At 63.6% G+C, this 17891-nt stretch carries 18 protein-coding genes; 17 read left to right on the top strand and 1 reads right to left on the bottom strand.

Going from position 1 to position 17891, the window contains the following annotated elements; all coding sequences use genetic code 11:
• The first annotated feature begins 7 nt into the window (after window positions 1–7).
• The 15 genes from AC1D1L_RS01330 to trmB all read left to right on the top strand — a co-directional run bounded on the left by AC1D1L_RS01330 (window position 8) and on the right by trmB (window position 15013).
• Window positions 8–1609, top strand: a complete 1602-nt coding sequence (locus AC1D1L_RS01330) for a di-heme oxidoreductase family protein (RefSeq protein WP_477338189.1) — start codon at window positions 8–10, stop codon at window positions 1607–1609.
• On the top strand, window positions 1609–2682 hold the full coding sequence (locus tag AC1D1L_RS01325; RefSeq protein ID WP_477338187.1) for an imelysin family protein: 1074 nt from the start codon (window positions 1609–1611) through the stop codon (window positions 2680–2682). The genes AC1D1L_RS01330 and AC1D1L_RS01325 overlap by 1 nt, the downstream gene beginning before the upstream one ends.
• 2 nt (window positions 2683–2684) lie before the next feature.
• Complete coding sequence (locus AC1D1L_RS01320; RefSeq protein WP_477338185.1) at window positions 2685–3791, top strand: DUF1513 domain-containing protein; 1107 nt, start codon at window positions 2685–2687, stop codon at window positions 3789–3791.
• Between the two features lie 107 nt (window positions 3792–3898).
• The gene (tsaB, locus tag AC1D1L_RS01315) at window positions 3899–4576 is read left to right on the top strand and encodes a tRNA (adenosine(37)-N6)-threonylcarbamoyltransferase complex dimerization subunit type 1 TsaB (protein WP_477338183.1); all 678 of its coding nucleotides are present in this window, start codon (window positions 3899–3901) and stop codon (window positions 4574–4576) included.
• Window positions 4576–5070, top strand: coding sequence for a ribosomal protein S18-alanine N-acetyltransferase (rimI, locus tag AC1D1L_RS01310; RefSeq protein WP_192249924.1), 495 nt, complete (start codon window positions 4576–4578; stop codon window positions 5068–5070). Before tsaB ends, rimI begins: the two co-directional genes overlap by 1 nt.
• A gap of 27 nt (window positions 5071–5097) precedes the next feature.
• Complete coding sequence (olsA, locus tag AC1D1L_RS01305; protein WP_477338180.1) at window positions 5098–5898, top strand: lyso-ornithine lipid O-acyltransferase; 801 nt, start codon at window positions 5098–5100, stop codon at window positions 5896–5898.
• A 132-nt stretch (window positions 5899–6030) separates the two neighbouring features.
• Window positions 6031–7383, top strand: a complete 1353-nt coding sequence (gene miaB / locus AC1D1L_RS01300) for a tRNA (N6-isopentenyl adenosine(37)-C2)-methylthiotransferase MiaB (protein ID WP_477338727.1) — start codon at window positions 6031–6033, stop codon at window positions 7381–7383.
• An 83-nt stretch (window positions 7384–7466) separates the two neighbouring features.
• On the top strand, window positions 7467–8459 hold the full coding sequence (locus tag AC1D1L_RS01295; RefSeq protein ID WP_477338178.1) for a PhoH family protein: 993 nt from the start codon (window positions 7467–7469) through the stop codon (window positions 8457–8459).
• Window positions 8460–8476: 17 nt separating this feature from the next.
• Window positions 8477–8983 carry an rRNA maturation RNase YbeY gene (ybeY, locus tag AC1D1L_RS01290; RefSeq protein WP_477338174.1) on the top strand — a complete coding sequence of 169 codons (507 nt, stop codon included), beginning with the start codon at window positions 8477–8479 and terminating at the stop codon, window positions 8981–8983.
• Between the two features lie 28 nt (window positions 8984–9011).
• Window positions 9012–10103, top strand: a complete 1092-nt coding sequence (locus AC1D1L_RS01285; RefSeq protein WP_477338172.1) for a hemolysin family protein — start codon at window positions 9012–9014, stop codon at window positions 10101–10103.
• Window positions 10104–10113: 10 nt separating this feature from the next.
• Window positions 10114–10584, top strand: coding sequence for a VOC family protein (locus tag AC1D1L_RS01280; RefSeq protein ID WP_477338170.1), 471 nt, complete (start codon window positions 10114–10116; stop codon window positions 10582–10584).
• Window positions 10585–10671: 87 nt separating this feature from the next.
• The gene (lnt, locus tag AC1D1L_RS01275) at window positions 10672–12264 is read left to right on the top strand and encodes an apolipoprotein N-acyltransferase (protein ID WP_477338168.1); all 1593 of its coding nucleotides are present in this window, start codon (window positions 10672–10674) and stop codon (window positions 12262–12264) included.
• Window positions 12265–12401: 137 nt separating this feature from the next.
• Window positions 12402–12821 (top strand): helix-turn-helix domain-containing protein, encoded by a 420-nt coding sequence (locus AC1D1L_RS01270; RefSeq protein WP_112566421.1) that lies wholly within the window; start codon window positions 12402–12404, stop codon window positions 12819–12821.
• A 204-nt stretch (window positions 12822–13025) separates the two neighbouring features.
• The gene (gene metK, locus AC1D1L_RS01265) at window positions 13026–14291 is read left to right on the top strand and encodes a methionine adenosyltransferase (RefSeq protein ID WP_112566418.1); all 1266 of its coding nucleotides are present in this window, start codon (window positions 13026–13028) and stop codon (window positions 14289–14291) included.
• A gap of 20 nt (window positions 14292–14311) precedes the next feature.
• Window positions 14312–15013: a tRNA (guanine(46)-N(7))-methyltransferase TrmB gene (gene trmB / locus AC1D1L_RS01260; RefSeq protein WP_477338166.1), complete on the top strand. Its 702-nt coding sequence runs from the start codon at window positions 14312–14314 to the stop codon at window positions 15011–15013.
• Window positions 15014–15058: 45 nt separating this feature from the next.
• Here trmB and AC1D1L_RS01255 read toward each other — a convergent pair whose 3' ends face one another.
• Window positions 15059–15223 (bottom strand): hypothetical protein, encoded by a 165-nt coding sequence (locus AC1D1L_RS01255; RefSeq protein ID WP_352587157.1) that lies wholly within the window; start codon window positions 15221–15223, stop codon window positions 15059–15061.
• A gap of 375 nt (window positions 15224–15598) precedes the next feature.
• On the opposite strand from AC1D1L_RS01255, the gene rimP reads away from it, so the two are divergent.
• Window positions 15599–16231, top strand: a complete 633-nt coding sequence (gene rimP, locus AC1D1L_RS01250) for a ribosome maturation factor RimP (protein ID WP_112566409.1) — start codon at window positions 15599–15601, stop codon at window positions 16229–16231.
• Between the two features lie 51 nt (window positions 16232–16282).
• Window positions 16283–17878, top strand: coding sequence for a transcription termination factor NusA (nusA, locus tag AC1D1L_RS01245; RefSeq protein ID WP_142868410.1), 1596 nt, complete (start codon window positions 16283–16285; stop codon window positions 17876–17878).
• The last annotated feature ends 13 nt before the right edge of the window (window positions 17879–17891 follow it).

Below are 17891 nucleotides of genomic sequence, written 5' to 3'. Positions count from 1 at the left end.
TGCGGGAATGCGGCGCCTCCTAGATTTTCCGCGCCGCTTGCGGCGGGCTAACGGCCTGCCGCTCCTCAAAAACCCGCGATACCAGCCGTTTCGCGGGCTTTCGATTGCCATCCTTGCGATTGTTTCGGCCCCGGCGCTGGCTGGTGCTGTGGACCCGGCCGGCCTCGCCACCAGCCGCACCGACCTGACGCCGAAGGATCAGGCCCGCGTCATTGCAGTCACCAGGCCGACCGCCGATTTCTCCAAACCGGAAGCCTTCGAAACGATGCAAGGCGGCGCCGGCACCTCGCGCAAGCAGGTCGACCGCGACGCCTTCTCGCAACCCTCTGAAAACATCACCTTCGAGGAAGAGAGCAATTTCAAGCTCGGCAATGCGCTTTTTCGCAAGAACTGGGTGTCGTCGCCGTCCTCGACCCAGGCCTCGGATGGTCTCGGGCCACTGTTCAACGAGCGTGCCTGCCAGAATTGCCATTTGAAGGACGGCCGCGGCCGTCCGCCGTCAGCCGACAGCCGCACCACCTCGATGTTGCTACGGCTGGCGCGCGATGCCAGCACAGCGGAGGAAAAGGCCGAGATCGCCGGGCACAAAGTGTTGAACTTCCCCGACCCTGTCTACGGCACGCAATTGCAGGAACTGGCGGTTCCCGGCCTCAAGGGCGAAGGCCGCATGCGTGTCGACTATGGCGATGAAAAGGTTGCGCTTGGCGACGGCACCGTCGTTTCGCTGCGCAAACCGAGTTATGCCATCGATGGTCTTGGCTACGGCCCGCTCGATCCGCACACTACAGTGTCGCCGCGGCTGACGCCGCCGATGATCGGCCTTGGCCTGATCGAACAGATCGCACCGGCCGATATTCTTGCCCACGCTGATCCGGACGACCGCGATGGCGACGGCATTTCCGGCAAACCCAACATCGTACGCGACGTCAGCAGCGACGAACTGACACTCGGCCGCTTCGGCTGGAAGGCGCAAACCGCCTCGATCCGCCGGCAGGCGGCAGACGCCTTTGACGGCGATATCGGCATTTCGACGCCGGAAGAGCCCAACCATTGGGGCGATTGTACTACGGCCGAAAAGGCCTGCCTCGCCATGCCGAACGGCGTCCAGAAGCGGCTCGGTACTGTCGAGGCGCCGTCGCCGGTGATGGACCTTGTCACTTTCTATTCGCAGAACCTTGCCGTGCCGGCGCGGCGCGATGTCGGCGATCCCGCCGTGCTCGCCGGCAAGAAACTGTTCTACGACATGGGCTGCATCTCCTGCCACACGCCGAAATTCGTCACCATGCGCGGCACGCCCAACAAAGCGCAAGCCTTCCAGCTGGTCTGGCCTTATTCCGACTTCCTGCTACACGACATGGGTCCCGGTCTCGCCGATGGCCAGGTCGTTGGCGAGGCGACGGGCCGCGAATGGCGCACCCCGCCGCTCTGGGGCGTCGGGCTCACCCAAACGGTCAACGGCAACAGCTTCTTCCTGCATGACGGGCGTGCGCGTACGCTTACCGAAGCTATCCTCTGGCACGGCGGCGAGGGGCAGAAGGCGCGCGACCGCTTTGCCGCTACCGATGCGGCCGACCGCAATGCTCTCATCAAATTCCTGGAGTCACTCTGATGCTGAAGCGCTTTTTGCCTGCCCTCGCGCTAGCGCTGGCCATGTCCTGCCCGGCATCGGCCTCGGTGAAAGCCTCCGACGTCATCCAGCGCGCGATCGACGGCTTTGTCCGTCCCGCCTATGCCAGTCTGCATGATCATGCGGACGGCCTAGCCAAGGCCATGGACGCGCTTTGCCAGGCACCTTCGCAGGGTAATCTCGATGTCGCGCATGCCGAATTCTCGGCCACGGTCGCAGCCTGGTCGTCGGCCGAAATCATCGGCTTCGGGCCGATCAAGGAGAACAACCGGCTGGAGCGCATGCTCTACTGGCCGGACCGCAAGAGCATCGGCCTGAAGCAGGTGCAGGCCGCTCTGGCCGCCAAGGACCCGACCGCCACCGACCCGGCGCAGCTGGCGGGCAAGAGCGTCGCCATGCAGGGGTTAGGGGCGCTGGAGTTCGTGCTCTATGGCGATGGCTCCGAGGCGCTCGCCGGCAAGGACGATCCGTACCGCTGCGCCTACGGCGCGGCGATTGCCAAGAATATCGAGACGATGGCCGCCGACGTCGACGCAGCCTGGAAAAAGCCGGACGGCTTTGCGGCCCTGTGGGCCAATCCGGGACCCGACAACGCGCTCTATCGCGATGGCACCGAAGCGGTGACCGAACTGGTCGGCATCTTCATCAACGAGTTGGAGATGGTCCGAGACGTGCGCCTCAAGGGTTTTCTCGGCGCCAAGCCGGATGCCGACAAGCCAAGGCAGGCGATCTTCTGGCGCTCGCAGAACACCGGCCTGTCATTAGCCGGCAATCTCTCAGGCATCGACACGCTGTTTGAGGCCTCAAAGCTCGGCGACGCGTTGTCGGAGGATGCACGCTGGATGGCGGAATCGATCCATATCCAGCTGGTCAACGGCATCGCCACCGCCAGGTCAGTCCTGGGCCCGATCGACAAGGCGCTGGCCGATCCGGCGCGGCGCGAGAAGCTCGAGCATTTCGCGCTGATCACCTCCAGCCTGTCAGGCTTGATCGGCACCAGGTTGACGGCCGAATTCGGCCTGACCGCCGGCTTCTCCTCGCTCGACGGAGACTGATCATGAGGACGCCACTGATCGATCGCCGTGATTTTCTCAAGGCCGCCGGCGCAGGCTTCATAGCGGCTATGGCGCCTCGGGCCTGGGCGGAAACGCTCAGCAGGGATGCGGTCTTTGCCACCGCCTTCGTCAAGCGCGACGGCAGTTTTGGCGCGGCTATGCTGTCGGAAGCCGGCAAACTACTGCATGCGATCGACCTGCCCGACCGTGGCCACGACGTCACCTTCGATCCGGTATCGAAGCGCTCCGTGGTCTTCGCCAGGCAGCCCGGCACTTTCGCCGTGGTCTTCGACCACACCGGCCGCGAAGCGCCGCAGACCATTGCCAGCATCACCGGTCGGCACTTCTTCGGCCATGGCGTGTTCTCGGCCGATGGGGCGCTGCTCTACGCCACCGAGAATGATTTCGACAATGCCGCCGGCGTTGTCGGAATCTACGACGCACGCACCAAATTCAGCCGCATCGGCGAGTTCCCGACCTATGGCATGGGGCCGCACGAGCTTCTGCTGCTTGGTGACGGCAGGACGATCGCCATCGCCAATGGCGGCATCGAGACCCATCCGGACTATGGCCGCGCCGAACTCAACATCACGACGATGAAGCCGTCTTATGTGCTGGTCGACCGCATCACCGGCGACCTCATCGAAAAACACGAGCTGCCGGCTTCCCTGCACCAGCTGTCGATCCGCCACATGGATGCCGATGCGTCCGGCACCATCTGGTTCGGCTGCCAGTATCGTGGTCCAGACACCGACCGTCCGTTGCTGGTCGGCCGCGCTGCCCGTGGCAAGGACCTGCAGCTGATCGACATGCCGCAGGACGTGCTGTCCGGCTTCAAGAACTATATCGGCTCGGTCGCGGCCAATCCGGCCGCCGGAACGGTCGCGGTGTCGTCGCCGGAAGGCAATTCGCTGGCCGTGATCGATGCCGCCAGCGGCAAGATCGTCACCACCAAGGCGCTGGTCGAGGTCTGCGGCCTGGCGCCCGACGGACCGGGCTTCATGGCGACGACGGGTGCGGGCGAAATCATCGAGGGCAGCGGCACGACGCGCTCCGAACCCGACTATGTCTGGGACAACCACATGCTGCGCATCGCGCCGGCGGCGTAAGCCGTCCGGGCTACGCCGAAGCGAAGCCGCTTAACAATTTACACGCTGGCTCTTGCGGCGGCGAGCCATGGCGGGCAGAGGGAGACTGTTTTTCGAACCGGTCGCCCATGAAACTGCTTGCCATCGACTGTGCCGCCAATCTCTGCGCCGCCTGCGTCTATGACGCGGCGGCCGGGAAGGAGCTCGGCCGTTCCGTGCGCGATCTCGGCAAGGGCCATGCCGAACACTTGATGGCCGTCATCGACGAAGCGCTGAAGGCCGGCGGTACAGACTACGCCGGCCTTGGCGCCGTTGCGGTCTCGATAGGCCCGGGCTCCTTTACCGGCTTGCGCGTCGGTGTGTCGGCGGCCCGCGGCCTGGCGCTGGCGTTGAAGATCCCGGCGATCGGCGTGACGACGCTGGAAGCACTGGCGGCAGAAGCAAGCGCGGCATTTCCCGGCCGCCCGGTCCTGTCGGCGCTCGACGCCGGCCGCGAGGAGATCCATGCCGCGTTTTACGATGCGGAAGCGATTTTGCGCTATGGTCCGGCGGTGACCACACTTGCGCAAGCCGCGGGAATGGCGGCTGACAATCTTCCGGTGCTTGCCGGCACGGCGGCTGAGCAGATCGCCGCGGCGGTCGGACGCATCTTCGATATCGGCCCGCCATCGGCCACTGCCGACATTGCCGTCTACGCCCGGCTGGCAGCGGCAAAAGGCGAGGGCGAAAAACCGAGACCGCTCTATCTGCGCGGCGCCGATGCCAAGCCGCAGGCGGGGTTTATTTTATCGCGGCGGGACAAATAATGCGCATTCCCTTCCTCCAGCCGCGCCGCAGGGACTATGCGCTCGAACCGCTGACCATCGCCGACAGCCCGGCGGTCTCGGTGCTGCATCGCGAGGATTTCGTCAGGCCGTGGACCGACGGCGAATTCGCCGCGCTGCTCGAGCAGGACACCGTGTTCGGCTATGCCGCGCGTGAGATCGGCCAGGGCGCCAAGCCGCCGGTCGGCTTCGTGCTGGCCAGGCTTGCTGCCGGCGAAGGCGAGATCCTGACCGTGGCGGTGGCGCGCTCGCATCGCCGCCAGGGCCTCGGCTGGCAGTTGATGGACGCGGTGCTGCGCGAACTGCACGCGCAGCGCGCCGAGGCGCTGTTCCTCGAAGTCGACGAGACCAATGTCGCCGCGATCGCCCTGTACCGACGGCTCGGCTTCCGCCAGGTCGGCCACCGCGCCAATTATTACCGCTCGACCGAACATGGCCCGACCGGCGCGCTTGTCATGCGCCGCGATCTCCGCTAGCGCAGAACGCGGGATAAGGTCAGGCGCATGATCGGAAAAATCAGGATTTTCCTGGCGCTGAGCCTCGTTGTCGTCGGCTCGCTGGTCCTTGTGCCGCTGCAGCTGCTGTCGATGAAGACCGGCATCTGGCGCGAAACCGTCATTCTGAAGGTCTGGCACAGGCTCATTGTCCGCACACTCGGCTTGCGCATCCACGTCAAAGGCAAATTGTCCAGCCAGCGCCCGCTGCTGGTCGCCTCGAACCACATCTCCTGGACCGACATCATGGTGCTCGGCTCGTTTGCCGATGTGACGTTCATCGCCAGGGCGGACATGGAGGGGTGGCCGCTGATAGGCTGGCTGTCGAAGCTGCAACGCACAGTCTTCATCGAGCGTGAGCGCAAACGCACGGCGGGCGACCAGGCCAGCGAGATCGCCAGCCGCATGGCCAAGGGCGACGCGATGGTTCTGTTTGCCGAGGGCTCGACTGGCGACGGCAACACCATCCTACCGTTCAAGAGCACCCTGTTCGGTGCCGCCTCGATGGCGATTTCGGAAGGTACCACCGAACGGGTCTTCATCCAGCCGGTGGCGATCGCTTATACGCGGGTGCACGGCGTGCCGCTCGGCCGCCGTCACAGGTCGATCGCCGCCTGGATCGGCGATCAGGACCTGATGCCGCATCTCAAGGTGCTGATGGCCGAAGGCGCGCTCGACGTGGAAGTGCATTTCGGCGAGCCAATCGTCTTTTCCAAGGGCTCGAACCGCAAGGAGACATCGAGGCTGATGGAAAGCCAGGTGCGCGCGATGATGCAGGCCGCACTCGCCGACCCCCTCCCGAGCCGCTAGCGCAGGCAGTGCGCCTATCGGCGCATCTCGAGAATCGTCTGTTTTTTGTCACGGAAAGGCGTTAGAAGCCGCCGGATGGATTTGAACACGATAGAGCGGAACGACGCCGACATTGCCGCCGAAAGCAAGGTCATGGCGTCCGCCCCGGCCAAAAAGGTCTTCGTCAAGACCTATGGCTGCCAAATGAATGTCTATGACTCCCAGCGCATGACCGATGCGTTGGCCGCCGACGGCTATACCGCGACCGACACGATTGCCGAGGCCGACCTGGTGCTGCTCAACACCTGCCATATCAGGGAAAAGGCGGCGGAAAAGGTCTATTCCGAACTCGGCCGCATTCGCGACATGAAGGCCGAACGCGCCGCAGCAGGGCGCGAAATGCTGATCGGCGTCGCCGGCTGCGTCGCGCAGGCCGAGGGCGCGGAAATCATCCGCCGTTCGCCCGCCGTCGACCTTGTCATCGGTCCGCAGACCTATCACCGGTTGCCCGACGTGCTGGCGCGGGTGCGCGGCGGCGAGAAGATCGTCGAGACCGAATACGCCATCGAGGACAAGTTCGAGCACCTGCCGCAGCCGAAGCATGCCGAAGTCATCAAGCGCGGCGTCACCGCCTTCCTCACCGTTCAGGAAGGCTGCGACAAATTCTGCACCTTCTGCGTCGTGCCCTATACCAGGGGCTCGGAAGTGTCGCGGCCGGTGGCGCAGATCGTCGCCGAAGCCGAGCGGCTGGCCGAAGCCGGCGTGCGCGAGGTGACGCTGCTTGGCCAGAACGTCAACGCCTGGCACGGCAAGGGCGAAGACGGTGCGGAATGGGGCCTGGGCCGCCTGCTGTTCCGGCTGGCTGAGATTCCCGGCTTGGCGCGGCTGCGCTACACCACCAGCCATCCGCGCGACATGGACGACGAACTGATGGCCGCCCATCGCGACCTGCCGGCGCTGATGCCCTATCTGCATCTGCCGGTGCAGTCGGGGTCCGACCGCATCCTCAAGGCGATGAACCGCAGGCATACGGCAAGCGACTATCTGGCGCTGCTCGAGCGCATTCGCGCCGCCCGCGGCGACATCGCGCTGTCCGGCGACTTCATCGTCGGCTTCCCCGGCGAGACCGACGCCGATTTCGAGGCGACAATGGAACTGGTGCGCCAGGTCAACTACGCCTCGGCCTTCTCGTTCAAATACTCACCGCGCCCCGGCACGCCCGGCGCTGAGATGCCCGATCACGTGCCGGAAGCGGTCAAGGATGAGCGCTTGCAACGGCTGCAGGCCCTGCTGCTCAAGCAGCAGCAGGATTTCGGCCTGAGCCTGGTCGGAACCACCATCGATACGCTGATCGAGAAGCCCGGCCGTCAGGCCGGCCAGAAGGTCGGCCGCTCGCCCTGGCTGCAGCCGGTTATTGTTGATGAAAAGGCCGGCGAAATCGGTGACATTATCCGGGTGCGAATCACGAAGACGGGCTACAATAGCCTGTTCGCCGAATTGGCCTGATGGCCTCGGCAGATGAGGAGAGACGGTTGAGCGCTGCTGAAGTGAAGACTCTGCCCCAGAATCAAGCATCCGGGGCCTCTGACATGGCGCACATCGTTCTGACTTTCGACAACAACAAGCTTGCCAGCGCCCTCTACGGCCAGTTTGACGAGAACCTGGCCCGGATTGAGCAGAAGCTCGGTGTCGACATCCGCTCGCGTGGCAACCAGTTGACCATCAAGGGTTCGGCCTCGGCGGCCGAGCAGGCGCGCCGCGCGCTCGACAATCTCTATGGCATTCTCCAGAAAGGCACCGATATCGGCCAGTCCGACGTGGACGGCGCCGTGCGCATGGCGGTTGCCGCCGACGACCAGCTGACGTTGCCGACGCTGGAGCGCAAGGGCAAGGTCTCGGCCGCCCAGATATCCACCCGCAAGAAGACCATCTATGCCCGTTCGCTCAACCAGGACGCCTATATGCGGGCGCTGGAGCGCTCGGAACTGGTGTTCGGCATCGGTCCCGCCGGCACCGGCAAGACCTATCTGGCGGTGGCGCATGCGGCGATGCTGCTCGAACGCGGCATGGTCGAGCGCATCATCCTGTCGCGACCGGCGGTCGAGGCCGGCGAGCGGCTGGGCTTCCTGCCCGGCGACATGAAGGAAAAGGTCGATCCATATCTGCGGCCGCTTTATGATGCGCTCTACGACATGATGCCGGCCGACAAGGTTGAGCGTGCTATTGCCGCCGAAGTCATCGAAATCGCGCCGCTGGCCTTCATGCGCGGACGAACACTGGCACACGCCGCCGTCATCCTCGACGAGGCGCAGAACACCACGCCGATGCAGATGAAGATGTTTTTGACCCGCCTCGGCGAGAATTCGCGCATGATCGTCACCGGCGATCCGACGCAGATCGACTTGCCCCCAAGCACCAAATCTGGCCTGGTCGAAGCCCTGCGTGTCCTTGACGGTGTGGCCGGCGCGGTAACCGTGCGCTTCAACGATGTCGACGTCGTGCGCCATCCGTTGGTGGCGGAAATCGTCAGGGCCTATGACCGCGACGCCAAGCTGTCGCGCGGCCTCGGCGCCGAGAATTGATGTGACGATGCGGGCTCATGCCTGAAGACATAAAGACTGGTGGCGGGGGTAGTTCGATCCCCGTCGAGATCGACCTATCGGTCGAGGCCGGCGATTGGCCCGACGAGGCGGCGCTGACCCTCCTGGTCGACCGCGCCGTAGCGGCCGCCTTTGCCGAGACCGCTGCTGCCGGCCATTCCGAGCTCAGCATCGTCTTTTCCGACGATGCCCATATCCGCACCCTCAACGCTGGCTGGCGCGGCAGGGACAAGGCCACCAACGTCTTGTCTTTCCCGGCTTTTTCGTTCCCCAAGGGCGGCAAGTTGCCGCCGATGCTGGGCGATATCGTGCTCGCTGCCGAGACGGTCGCGCGCGAAGCGGCCCTGGAAGAGAAGCCCTTCGAGAACCATATCACCCATCTCGTCATCCATGGCCTTCTGCATTTGCTGGGCTACGATCACGATACCGATGCAGAGGCCGAGGAGATGGAAGCCATCGAGCGCGCGGCGCTTGCAAGGCTTGCCATTCCCGATCCCTACACGTAATGACAAAGGACCAATTGACCGGACGACGATGAACGACAAACCAGAAACTGCCGCCCGCCCCGAGGCTGGCAGTGCGACCAAGCCTTCCGATACGACGGAAGAGGGATCGAGTCCGAGTACCATCACCGGCAGCCCCGCTTCTGGTAGCATTGCCAGCGAGCCATCGCCTGCCGGTCCCTCCCTGTTCGACCGCGTTTTGGGCCTGTTCCGGCAGCGCAACGGCACCAGCCTGCGTGAGGAAATCGCCGGCGCGCTTGCCGAAACGACAAGCGGTGCCGAATCGTTTTCGCCCGGCGAACGCGCCATGCTCAATAACATACTGCGCCTGCGCGAAGTGCGCGTCGAGGACGTCATGGTGCCGCGCGCCGACATCGAGGCGGTCGAGATCACCACGACTTTGGGCGATCTGCTCGGCCTGTTCGAGCAATCCGGCCATTCGCGCATGCCGGTCTATTCCGAGACGCTCGACGACCCGCGCGGCATGGTTCACATCCGTGACGTGCTGGCGCACATCACCAAGGTCGCCCGCGTCAAGAAGGGCAGGACATCGAGGAAGACGCCGGCAACGACGCTTCTCGACCTCGCCCAGGTCGATCTCCGACGCACCATCGGCGACCTCAATCTGATCCGCCCGGTACTGTTCGTGCCGCCCTCCATGCTTGCCTCCGACTTGATGGGTCGCATGCAGACAACGCGCACCCAGATGGCGCTGGTCATCGACGAATATGGCGGCACGGATGGCCTGGCCTCGCTGGAAGACATCGTCGAAATGGTCGTCGGCGACATCGAGGACGAGCATGACGAAGATGAGCCGCTGATCACCCAGACCGGCGAGGGCGTCTTCGTCGTCGACGGCAAGGCTGAGATCGACGAGGTCGCCAAGATGATCGGCGAGGACTTTACCGCCGGCGAACATGGCGAATATGTCGACACCATTGGCGGCATGATCTTCAACACGCTGGGCCGCGTGCCCGCGCGTGGCGAAGTGGTCCAGGCGATACCCGGCTTCGAGTTCCACGTGCTCGACGCCGATCCGCGCCGCGTCAAGCGCGTGCGCATCGTCCAGAACCAGAAAGGCGAGCGCCGCCGCCGCGCCACCGCTCGCACCGAGCAGGCCTGATTCGCGCCGCATGACGGTCGAAGACCCGTTCAAGCACACCACGTTCGGTTCCGGGGTTTTCTATAGGGATCCAAGGGCTGCACTGATTTGGCTTGAAGCCGCTTTCGGTTTCGAACCGAGCATGGTGGTTAGCGACGCCGACGGAAAGCTTGCCCATGCCGAGATGCGTTTCGGCGACGGCTACGTCATCGTCGATTCCGAATGGGCCGATCACGTCGCCAGCCCGGCTTCGGTCGGCGGCAAGAACACCCAGTCGGTTTGTGTGCGCCTGAAAGACGGCCTGGACGCGCATTGCGAACGGGCGAGGGCGGCCGGAGCCGAGATAGTCGAGGCGCCTGCCGACCAGTTCTACGGCGAGCGGCAATACCGGGCGCGCGATCCCGAAGGCCATGTCTGGACCTTCACCCAGACCTTGCGCGCCGTTCCGCGCGAGGAGGCGGAGCAGCTGAGCGGCTTCAGCATCGACGGCTGGCACCGGTAACGCAGTGATTGGCCGGTTCGCAGCGAGTCGTATTTCAATAAATCTGATAAATCTTGGCTCCTGATTCGCACGACTTGGGAAGTGTGCATGGAGCGCCTGGCCGGCCGGATAATTCTGCTTTGGGGCTGGCGGCGCGCGCTGGTGGCGTTTCTTGCCGGCGCGCTCGCGGTTCTCGCCCAGGCTCCTTACGATTTCTTCGCCGTCTGTTTCGTCTCGTTTCCGCTGCTGGTCTGGCTGCTCGACGGCGCCACCGGCGAGGCTTCCGACAGCTGGCTCAGGCGCCTGCGGCCAGCCTTTGCCATCGGCTGGTGGTTCGGCTTCGGTTATTTCCTCGCCGGCCTGTGGTGGATCGGCGAGGCGCTTCTGGTCGAAGCCGACAGTTTCGCCTGGGCCTTGCCCTTCGCGGTCGTCGGCATTCCTTTGGCGCTGGCGTTTTTCTACGGATTCGCCGCGGTCGTCGCCCGGCTGTTATGGACCAACGACATCGGCCGCATCGCCGCTCTTGCCTTTGCTTTTGGCCTGACCGAATGGCTGCGAGGCTTCCTGTTCACCGGCTTTCCCTGGAATGCCGTCGGCTATGCGGCGATGCCCGTGCCGCTGTTGATGCAAAGCGTGTCGGTGACCGGCATGATCGGCATGAACGCCCTGGCCGTGTTTGTTTTTGCCATGCCGGCTCTGCTCGCCGCGCGCCGGCATCTGCGCCTCGGACTGGTGTTGCTTGCCGCTCTCGTCGCCGCCCATGTCGGCTTCGGCTATTTCAGGCTGGCGACCCCCGACAAGCCGGCAACGCAGAATCTCGATGTTCGCATCGTGCAGCCGGATGTCGACCTCAGCGAGAAGTGGGACGCCTCGGTGCGCGACCGTATCTTTGCCACCATGATGGGCCTGTCGGCCGCAGCGCCGGATCCCGGTCATGCCAAGCCGCAGCTGATCCTGTGGCCGGAGACCTCGGTGCCGTTTCTGTTCACCGAGCGCCCTGATGCGCTGACCGCGCTCGGCGACATGCTGCAACCGGGGCAGATGCTGATTGCCGGCGTCGTGCGCGAGGAGGGCGGATCGGGGGCCGACGCCGGCAGCCGCTATTACAATTCCGTGGTGGCGATCGACGACAAGGGCGAGATTGCCGACGCCGTCGACAAGGTCCATTTGGTACCCTTCGGCGAGTATCTGCCGTTTTCCGGTCTGCTCAGCCGCTTCGGCATCGAACAGCTTGTCGCCGGACCGATGAACTTTGCGGCCGGCAATGAACGCCACCCGATCGTCTTGCCCGGCGGCATAAGCGCCTTGCCGTTTATTTGCTACGAGGTGATCTTTCCCGATCTGGTGGCAGTTGACGCAACGTCATCCCAGCTTATTGTGAATGTCACCAACGACGCCTGGTTCGGCGACACGCCCGGGCCGTATCAGCATTTCAGGCAGGCACAGATTCGTGCGGTGGAAAATGGATTGCCTCTGTTGCGCGCAGCCAACAACGGCATTTCGGCCGTTGTCGATACGCGCGGACGCATCGTCGACGCCCTGGCGGTCGATGCGCGCGGCGCCATCGACGTGCGGGTGCCCATCTCCGGGCAGGCCTTCATCTCCGCCGGTCAACGGCGCATTAACGGAATGCTGATCATGTTCCTGTTTGCCGTGATCGCCCTCAGCTTGAACGTAAGGCAACGGCTACGGGTGAATTGACAGTCGACACATTAGAAACTCATACTGTTATCGCCTAATTTTCTCGAAGTCGGTTGGTGTTTCTGTTGGGGCAGGTGGCTCCGGCTTCGTTTGGGCAAGAAAAATAGAAAAGGCCGGAAAAATTCGGCGAGGAAAAAATGACAGAAGAAAACAAGAAGAAACCGAATCCGATCGACATCCATGTCGGAAGTCGCGTCCGGCTTCGGCGCAATATGCTTGGAATGAGCCAGGAAAAGCTAGGTGAAAATCTCGGTATTACGTTTCAGCAGATCCAAAAATATGAAAAGGGAACGAATCGCGTCGGCGCCAGCCGTCTGCAGGCAATAGCCTCGATACTCAGCGTGCCTGTCGCCTTCTTTTTCGAGGATGCGCCAGGGCAGGAGCCGGTGGGTAACAGAGGATTTGCCGAGGACGCTTCGATGGCTTTCGCCGTCGAATTCTGCGGCAGTCCGGAAGGACTTCAGCTCAACCGCGCCTTCGTCAAGATAGCGGATGTGAAAGTGCGCCGCCGGATCATTGATCTGGTGAAATCCCTTTCTGCCGAAGATGCCGAGTGATCCGGTGCGTCGATTGACCCATTGGCCGGAGTAGCTCAAGGGCTCGACTGCCGGCGGCGCCAAGCCGCCGGTGGTACAAGATATATTGCTGCGACATTCATGCCAGAACCGCGGCACCGCTTGACGAGCGGCGCCCGGCACCGTTAACACGTGGCGCGCCAAAATCGGCAGCCCTGCCGATCGTTTTTTCAAGAGGGGACACCCGTGACGCGGCAGAACTACTTCTTCACCTCGGAATCCGTTGCCGAGGGTCATCCCGACAAGGTTTGCGACCGCATCTCCGACGAGATCGTCGATCTGGTCTATCGCGAGGCCAAGAAGACCGGCATGGACCCGTGGAAAGTCCGCGTCGCCTGCGAGACTCTGGCCACCACCAACCGTGTTGTCATCGCCGGCGAGGTCCGGGTTCCCGAGACGCTGCTGAAGAAGGACAAGCAAGGCAACATCCTGATGGATTCCGCCGGCCACCCGGTCGTCAATCCGGCCAAGTTCAAGTCGGTCGCCCGCAAGGCGATCCGCGAAATCGGCTACGAGCAGGCCGGCTTCCACTGGAAAACGGCAAAGATCGAGGTTCTGCTGCACGGCCAGTCGCCTGACATCGGCCAGGGCGTCGACAACGCCGCCGACCGCCAGGGCGAAGAAGGTGCCGGCGACCAGGGCATCATGTTCGGCTATGCCTGCCGCGAAACGCCGGACCTGATGCCGGCGCCGATCTACTACAGCCACAAGATCCTCGAATTGCTCGCGGCCGCCCGTCACGAAAACAACGGCGAGGCCGGCAAGCTCGGTCCCGACGCCAAGAGCCAGGTCACCGTGCGCTACATCGACGGCAAGGCGGCGGAAGCGACGCAGATCGTGCTGTCGACCCAGCATCTCGATGCGAGCTGGGATTCCAAGAAGGTCCGCAAGGTCGTCGAACCTTATATCCGCGAGGCGCTCGGCGACCTCAAGATCGCCGACGATTGCATGTGGTATATCAACCCGACCGGCAAGTTCGTCATCGGCGGCCCGGATGGCGACGCTGGCCTGACCGGCCGCAAGATCATCGTCGACACTTATGGCGGCGCGGCCCCGCATGGCGGCGGCGCTTTCTCCGGCAAGGATACCACCAAGGTCGACCGTTCCGCTGCCTATGCGGCGCGTTACCTCGCCAAGAATGTCGTGGCGGCCAAGCTCGCCGATCGCTGCACCATCCAGCTTTCCTACGCCATCGGCGTTGCCCAGCCGCTGTCGGTCTATGTCGACCTGCACGGTACCGGCAAGGTCGACGAGGCTAAGCTCGAGGAGGCGCTGCGCACCGTGATGGATCTGTCGCCGTCCGGCATCCGCAGGCATCTCGACCTCAACAAGCCGATTTACGCCAAGACGTCGTCCTACGGCCATTTCGGCCGCAAGGCCGGCCGTGACGGGTCCTTCTCCTGGGAGAAGACCGATCTGGCCAAGGCGCTCAAGGACGCGGTCGCCGCCTGAGGGCGGCGCGCGACCCAGCCATGGATCCAAAGGAAAGGCGGAGCCGGGCGACCGAAGGGTTCTTCGGCCGCCGGCATGGCAAGACCATTCGCCCGCAGCAGGCGGCCGCGCTGGAAAGCGGTCTTGGCGCCTATGGCCTCGACCTCTCGGCCCATGCACCGGCAGACTTGCGCACGCTGTTTGCCGCGGATGTTTCAACGGTTCGGCTGGAAATCGGCTTCGGCGGCGGCGAGCATCTGCTGCATCGGGCCACGGAGGCCCCGGCGGCCGGCTTCATCGGTGTCGAGCCGTTCGTCAACGGCATGGCCAAGCTGATGATGGCGGTGCGGGAAAAGCCGCTCGCCAATCTTCGCGTTCACAATGACGACGCCACGCGGCTGCTCGATTGGTTGCCTCAGGCTTCGCTCGACGGCATCGACCTGCTCTACCCCGATCCCTGGCCGAAGAAAAAGCACTGGAAGCGGCGCTTTGTCAGCCCGCTCAATCTCGATCGGTTCGCGCGTGTTCTGAGGCCCGGCGGAAAATTCCGCTTCGCGTCTGACATCGACACCTATATTAATTGGACCTTGTTGCACTGCCGGGCGCATGGCGCGCTCCTGTGGCAGGCTGAGGACGCGGCCGACTGGCATCGGCCCTATGAAGGCTGGCCTGGCACACGCTACGAGGCAAAAGCCATTCGCGAGGGCCGGCGGCCGGCCTATCTCACCTTCTTCAGGAAATAGTCCGATGCGGGACCAACGGTCCCGGCATCGTGGTCCGCTTCAGATTTAGAAACGGCCGATCTTGTCGAAAGCGGTCGGGTCCATGCCGAGCCGGCGCAAATCGTTCGCGCGCGGCTTGCGGCCGGCTTCGACGGCCCGCGAGGCAGCAACGGCGCTGCCGAACAGGGCGAAAGCGTCGCCTATGGTGGAAAACACAGTACGCTTGTTCATTGTCTTGACCTTTCGCGCGCCACCGCGCGCCATCTCGGTTTGTGCAGTGCAACGCAGATAGGGATGCGACGTCTGAAATCACAGGGCCGTTACCGCATAGGCGGCATGCGCTCCGCGCAATCCTGGCCAGCCGTCGCCAGCTGCACTTTGCCCGGCCCGTCAACAGGCTTGAAACACCGGCCGGGATCGTTTATATCAGCCTCAAATTCTTGGTCGGTATGACGAAGAGTGGGTCCACCCGGTCCCGCTCTTTTTTATTACCTGCCGGTCAGTATCAGAGCATGATCCCGAAAAGTGGGACCCGGTTTTCTCGGACAAACGGGAACCGTTTTGTCCAGGGACCATGCTCCAACGAAGAGTTGGATTAGGAACCGCATGACTGCAACGGCAAGCGAAGCCGACGACCGCATCATCCGCGAAAGCGGCATCGATGCGCGCATCGCGCTGATCGTTCAGCCGGTGTTGCGCGGCATCGGCTTTCGCCTCGTGCGGGTGCATCTGTCGGGCCAGAATGGGCTGACGCTGCAGATCATGGCCGAACGCGAGGACGGCACCATGACCGTCGAGGATTGCGAAGAGGTCAGCCGCGCTGTGTCGCCGGCGCTCGACGTCGACGATCCGATCGAAAAGGCCTATCATCTCGAAGTGTCGTCGCCCGGCATCGACCGGCCGCTGGTACGCAAGTCGGATTTCGTCACCTGGACCGGCCATCTGGTGAAGATGGAAACCTCGGTGCTGGTCGCCGACCGCAAGCGCTTCAAGGGCAAGATCGCCGAAGCCGCTGAAGACGATGTGCTGATCGAGCGCGACAAGGCCGCGTATGGCGAAGAGCCGACGGTGCGGGTTCCCTATGACGCGATCGCCGATGTGCGGCTGATCCTCACCGACGACCTCATCCGCGACGCCCTGTCGAAGGACAATCGGGAACGCAAGGAAGCCAAGAAACGCCGCGGCGAGCCGGAAGACGATGTTTCCGAAGACGCCACGGAAGAACACGAACAGGAATAACGATTGAGCTGCCGGGCCAAAGCTCCGGCACCCAGTTCGGGAGATAAAGACATGGTTGTAAGCGCCAACAGACTTGAACTGCTGCAGATAGCCGATGCGGTCGCGCGTGAAAAGTCGATCGACAAGTCGATCGTCATCGCCGCCATGGCCGATGCGATCCAGAAGGCTGCGCGCTCGCGCTACGGCCAGGAAACCAACATCCGCGCCGACATCAACGCCACCACCGGCGAGATGAAGCTGCAGCGGCTGATGGAAGTGGTCGAGAAGGTCGACGACTACGCCACCCAGATCGCCATCTCCTCGGCGCGCGAGCGCAATCCCGACGCCCAGCTCGGCGACTTCATCGCCGAACAGCTGCCGCCGATGGATTTCGGCCGCATCGCCGCCCAGTCGGCCAAACAGGTCATCGTGCAGAAGGTGCGCGAGGCCGAACGTGACCGCCAGTATGACGAATACAAGGACCGCATCGGCGAGATCGTCAACGGCACCGTCAAGCGCGTCGAATATGGCAACGTCATCGTCGATCTCGGCCGTGGCGAGGCGATTATCCGCCGCGACGAGCTGATCCCACGCGAAAACTACAAGTATGGCGACCGCGTCCGCGCCTATGTCTACGACGTGCGCCGCGAACAGCGCGGCCCGCAGATCTTCCTGTCGCGTACCCATCCACAGTTCATGGCCAAGCTCTTCACCATGGAAGTGCCGGAAATCTACGACGGCATCATCGAGATCAAGTCGGTCGCCCGCGATCCGGGCTCGCGCGCCAAGATCGCCGTCATTTCGCGCGATAGCTCGATCGATCCGGTCGGCGCCTGCGTCGGTATGCGCGGTAGCCGCGTTCAGGCCGTCGTCGGCGAATTGCAGGGCGAGAAGATCGACATCATTCCGTGGTCGCCTTCGGCCGCGTCCTTCATCGTCAACGCGCTGCAGCCGGCGGAAGTCGCCAAGGTCGTGCTCGACGAAGATGCCGAGCGCATCGAGGTGGTGGTGCCGGACGACCAGCTGTCGCTGGCCATCGGCCGCCGCGGCCAGAACGTGCGTCTTGCCTCGCAGCTCACCGGCTGGGATATCGACATCCTGACCGAGGCCGAGGAATCCGAGCGCCGCCAGAAGGAATTCGTCGAACGTTCGTCGCTGTTCATGGAAGCGCTCGATGTCGACGAGATGGTCGGCCAGGTGCTGGCCTCCGAAGGCTTCACCAGCGTCGAGGAAGTTGCCTATGTCGATTCGGGTGAGATCGCCTCGATCGACGGCTTCGACGAAGACACCGCTTCGGAGATCCAGACCCGCGCCCGCGAATATCTGGAGAAAATCGAAGCCGAGCATGACGAGAAGCGCAAGGCGCTGGGCGTCACCGACGAGCTGCGCGAAATCCCCGGCGTCACCACCGCAATGATGGTGACGCTCGGCGAGGATGGCGTGAAGACGATCGAGGATTTCGCAGGCTATGCCGCCGACGACCTCACCGGCTGGAAGGAACGCAAGGACGGCGAGACCAAGGTCTATCCGGGCGTTCTCGCCAATCACGGCGTGTCGCGCACTGACGCCGAGCAGATGGTTCTGGCAGCCCGCCTCAAGGCCGGCTGGATCACCGAAGACGAGCTTGCAGCCGAACAGGTCCCGGCTGACGAAGCTGTTGGTGCGTGAGGTGAAACCGCAT

Source organism: Mesorhizobium sp. P2_D6 (assembly GCF_056404315.1).
This window is presented reverse-complemented; position numbering and strand designations above follow the sequence as displayed.

Coding starts and splice junctions, on each gene's coding strand:
- nusA (WP_142868410.1), top strand. CDS start 16,283: ATGGTTGTAAGCGCCAACAGACTTGAACTGCTGCAGATAGCCGATGCG.
- lnt (WP_477338168.1), top strand. CDS start 10,672: ATGGAGCGCCTGGCCGGCCGGATAATTCTGCTTTGGGGCTGGCGGCGC.
- AC1D1L_RS01280 (WP_477338170.1), top strand. CDS start 10,114: ATGACGGTCGAAGACCCGTTCAAGCACACCACGTTCGGTTCCGGGGTT.
- AC1D1L_RS01320 (WP_477338185.1), top strand. CDS start 2,685: ATGAGGACGCCACTGATCGATCGCCGTGATTTTCTCAAGGCCGCCGGC.
- olsA (WP_477338180.1), top strand. CDS start 5,098: ATGATCGGAAAAATCAGGATTTTCCTGGCGCTGAGCCTCGTTGTCGTC.
- miaB (WP_477338727.1), top strand. CDS start 6,031: ATGGCGTCCGCCCCGGCCAAAAAGGTCTTCGTCAAGACCTATGGCTGC.
- AC1D1L_RS01325 (WP_477338187.1), top strand. CDS start 1,609: ATGCTGAAGCGCTTTTTGCCTGCCCTCGCGCTAGCGCTGGCCATGTCC.
- AC1D1L_RS01255 (WP_352587157.1), bottom strand. CDS start 15,223: ATGAACAAGCGTACTGTGTTTTCCACCATAGGCGACGCTTTCGCCCTG.
- AC1D1L_RS01270 (WP_112566421.1), top strand. CDS start 12,402: ATGACAGAAGAAAACAAGAAGAAACCGAATCCGATCGACATCCATGTC.
- AC1D1L_RS01295 (WP_477338178.1), top strand. CDS start 7,467: ATGGCGCACATCGTTCTGACTTTCGACAACAACAAGCTTGCCAGCGCC.
- trmB (WP_477338166.1), top strand. CDS start 14,312: ATGGATCCAAAGGAAAGGCGGAGCCGGGCGACCGAAGGGTTCTTCGGC.
- ybeY (WP_477338174.1), top strand. CDS start 8,477: ATGCCTGAAGACATAAAGACTGGTGGCGGGGGTAGTTCGATCCCCGTC.
- tsaB (WP_477338183.1), top strand. CDS start 3,899: ATGAAACTGCTTGCCATCGACTGTGCCGCCAATCTCTGCGCCGCCTGC.
- AC1D1L_RS01285 (WP_477338172.1), top strand. CDS start 9,012: ATGAACGACAAACCAGAAACTGCCGCCCGCCCCGAGGCTGGCAGTGCG.
- rimP (WP_112566409.1), top strand. CDS start 15,599: ATGACTGCAACGGCAAGCGAAGCCGACGACCGCATCATCCGCGAAAGC.
- rimI (WP_192249924.1), top strand. CDS start 4,576: ATGCGCATTCCCTTCCTCCAGCCGCGCCGCAGGGACTATGCGCTCGAA.
- AC1D1L_RS01330 (WP_477338189.1), top strand. CDS start 8: ATGCGGCGCCTCCTAGATTTTCCGCGCCGCTTGCGGCGGGCTAACGGC.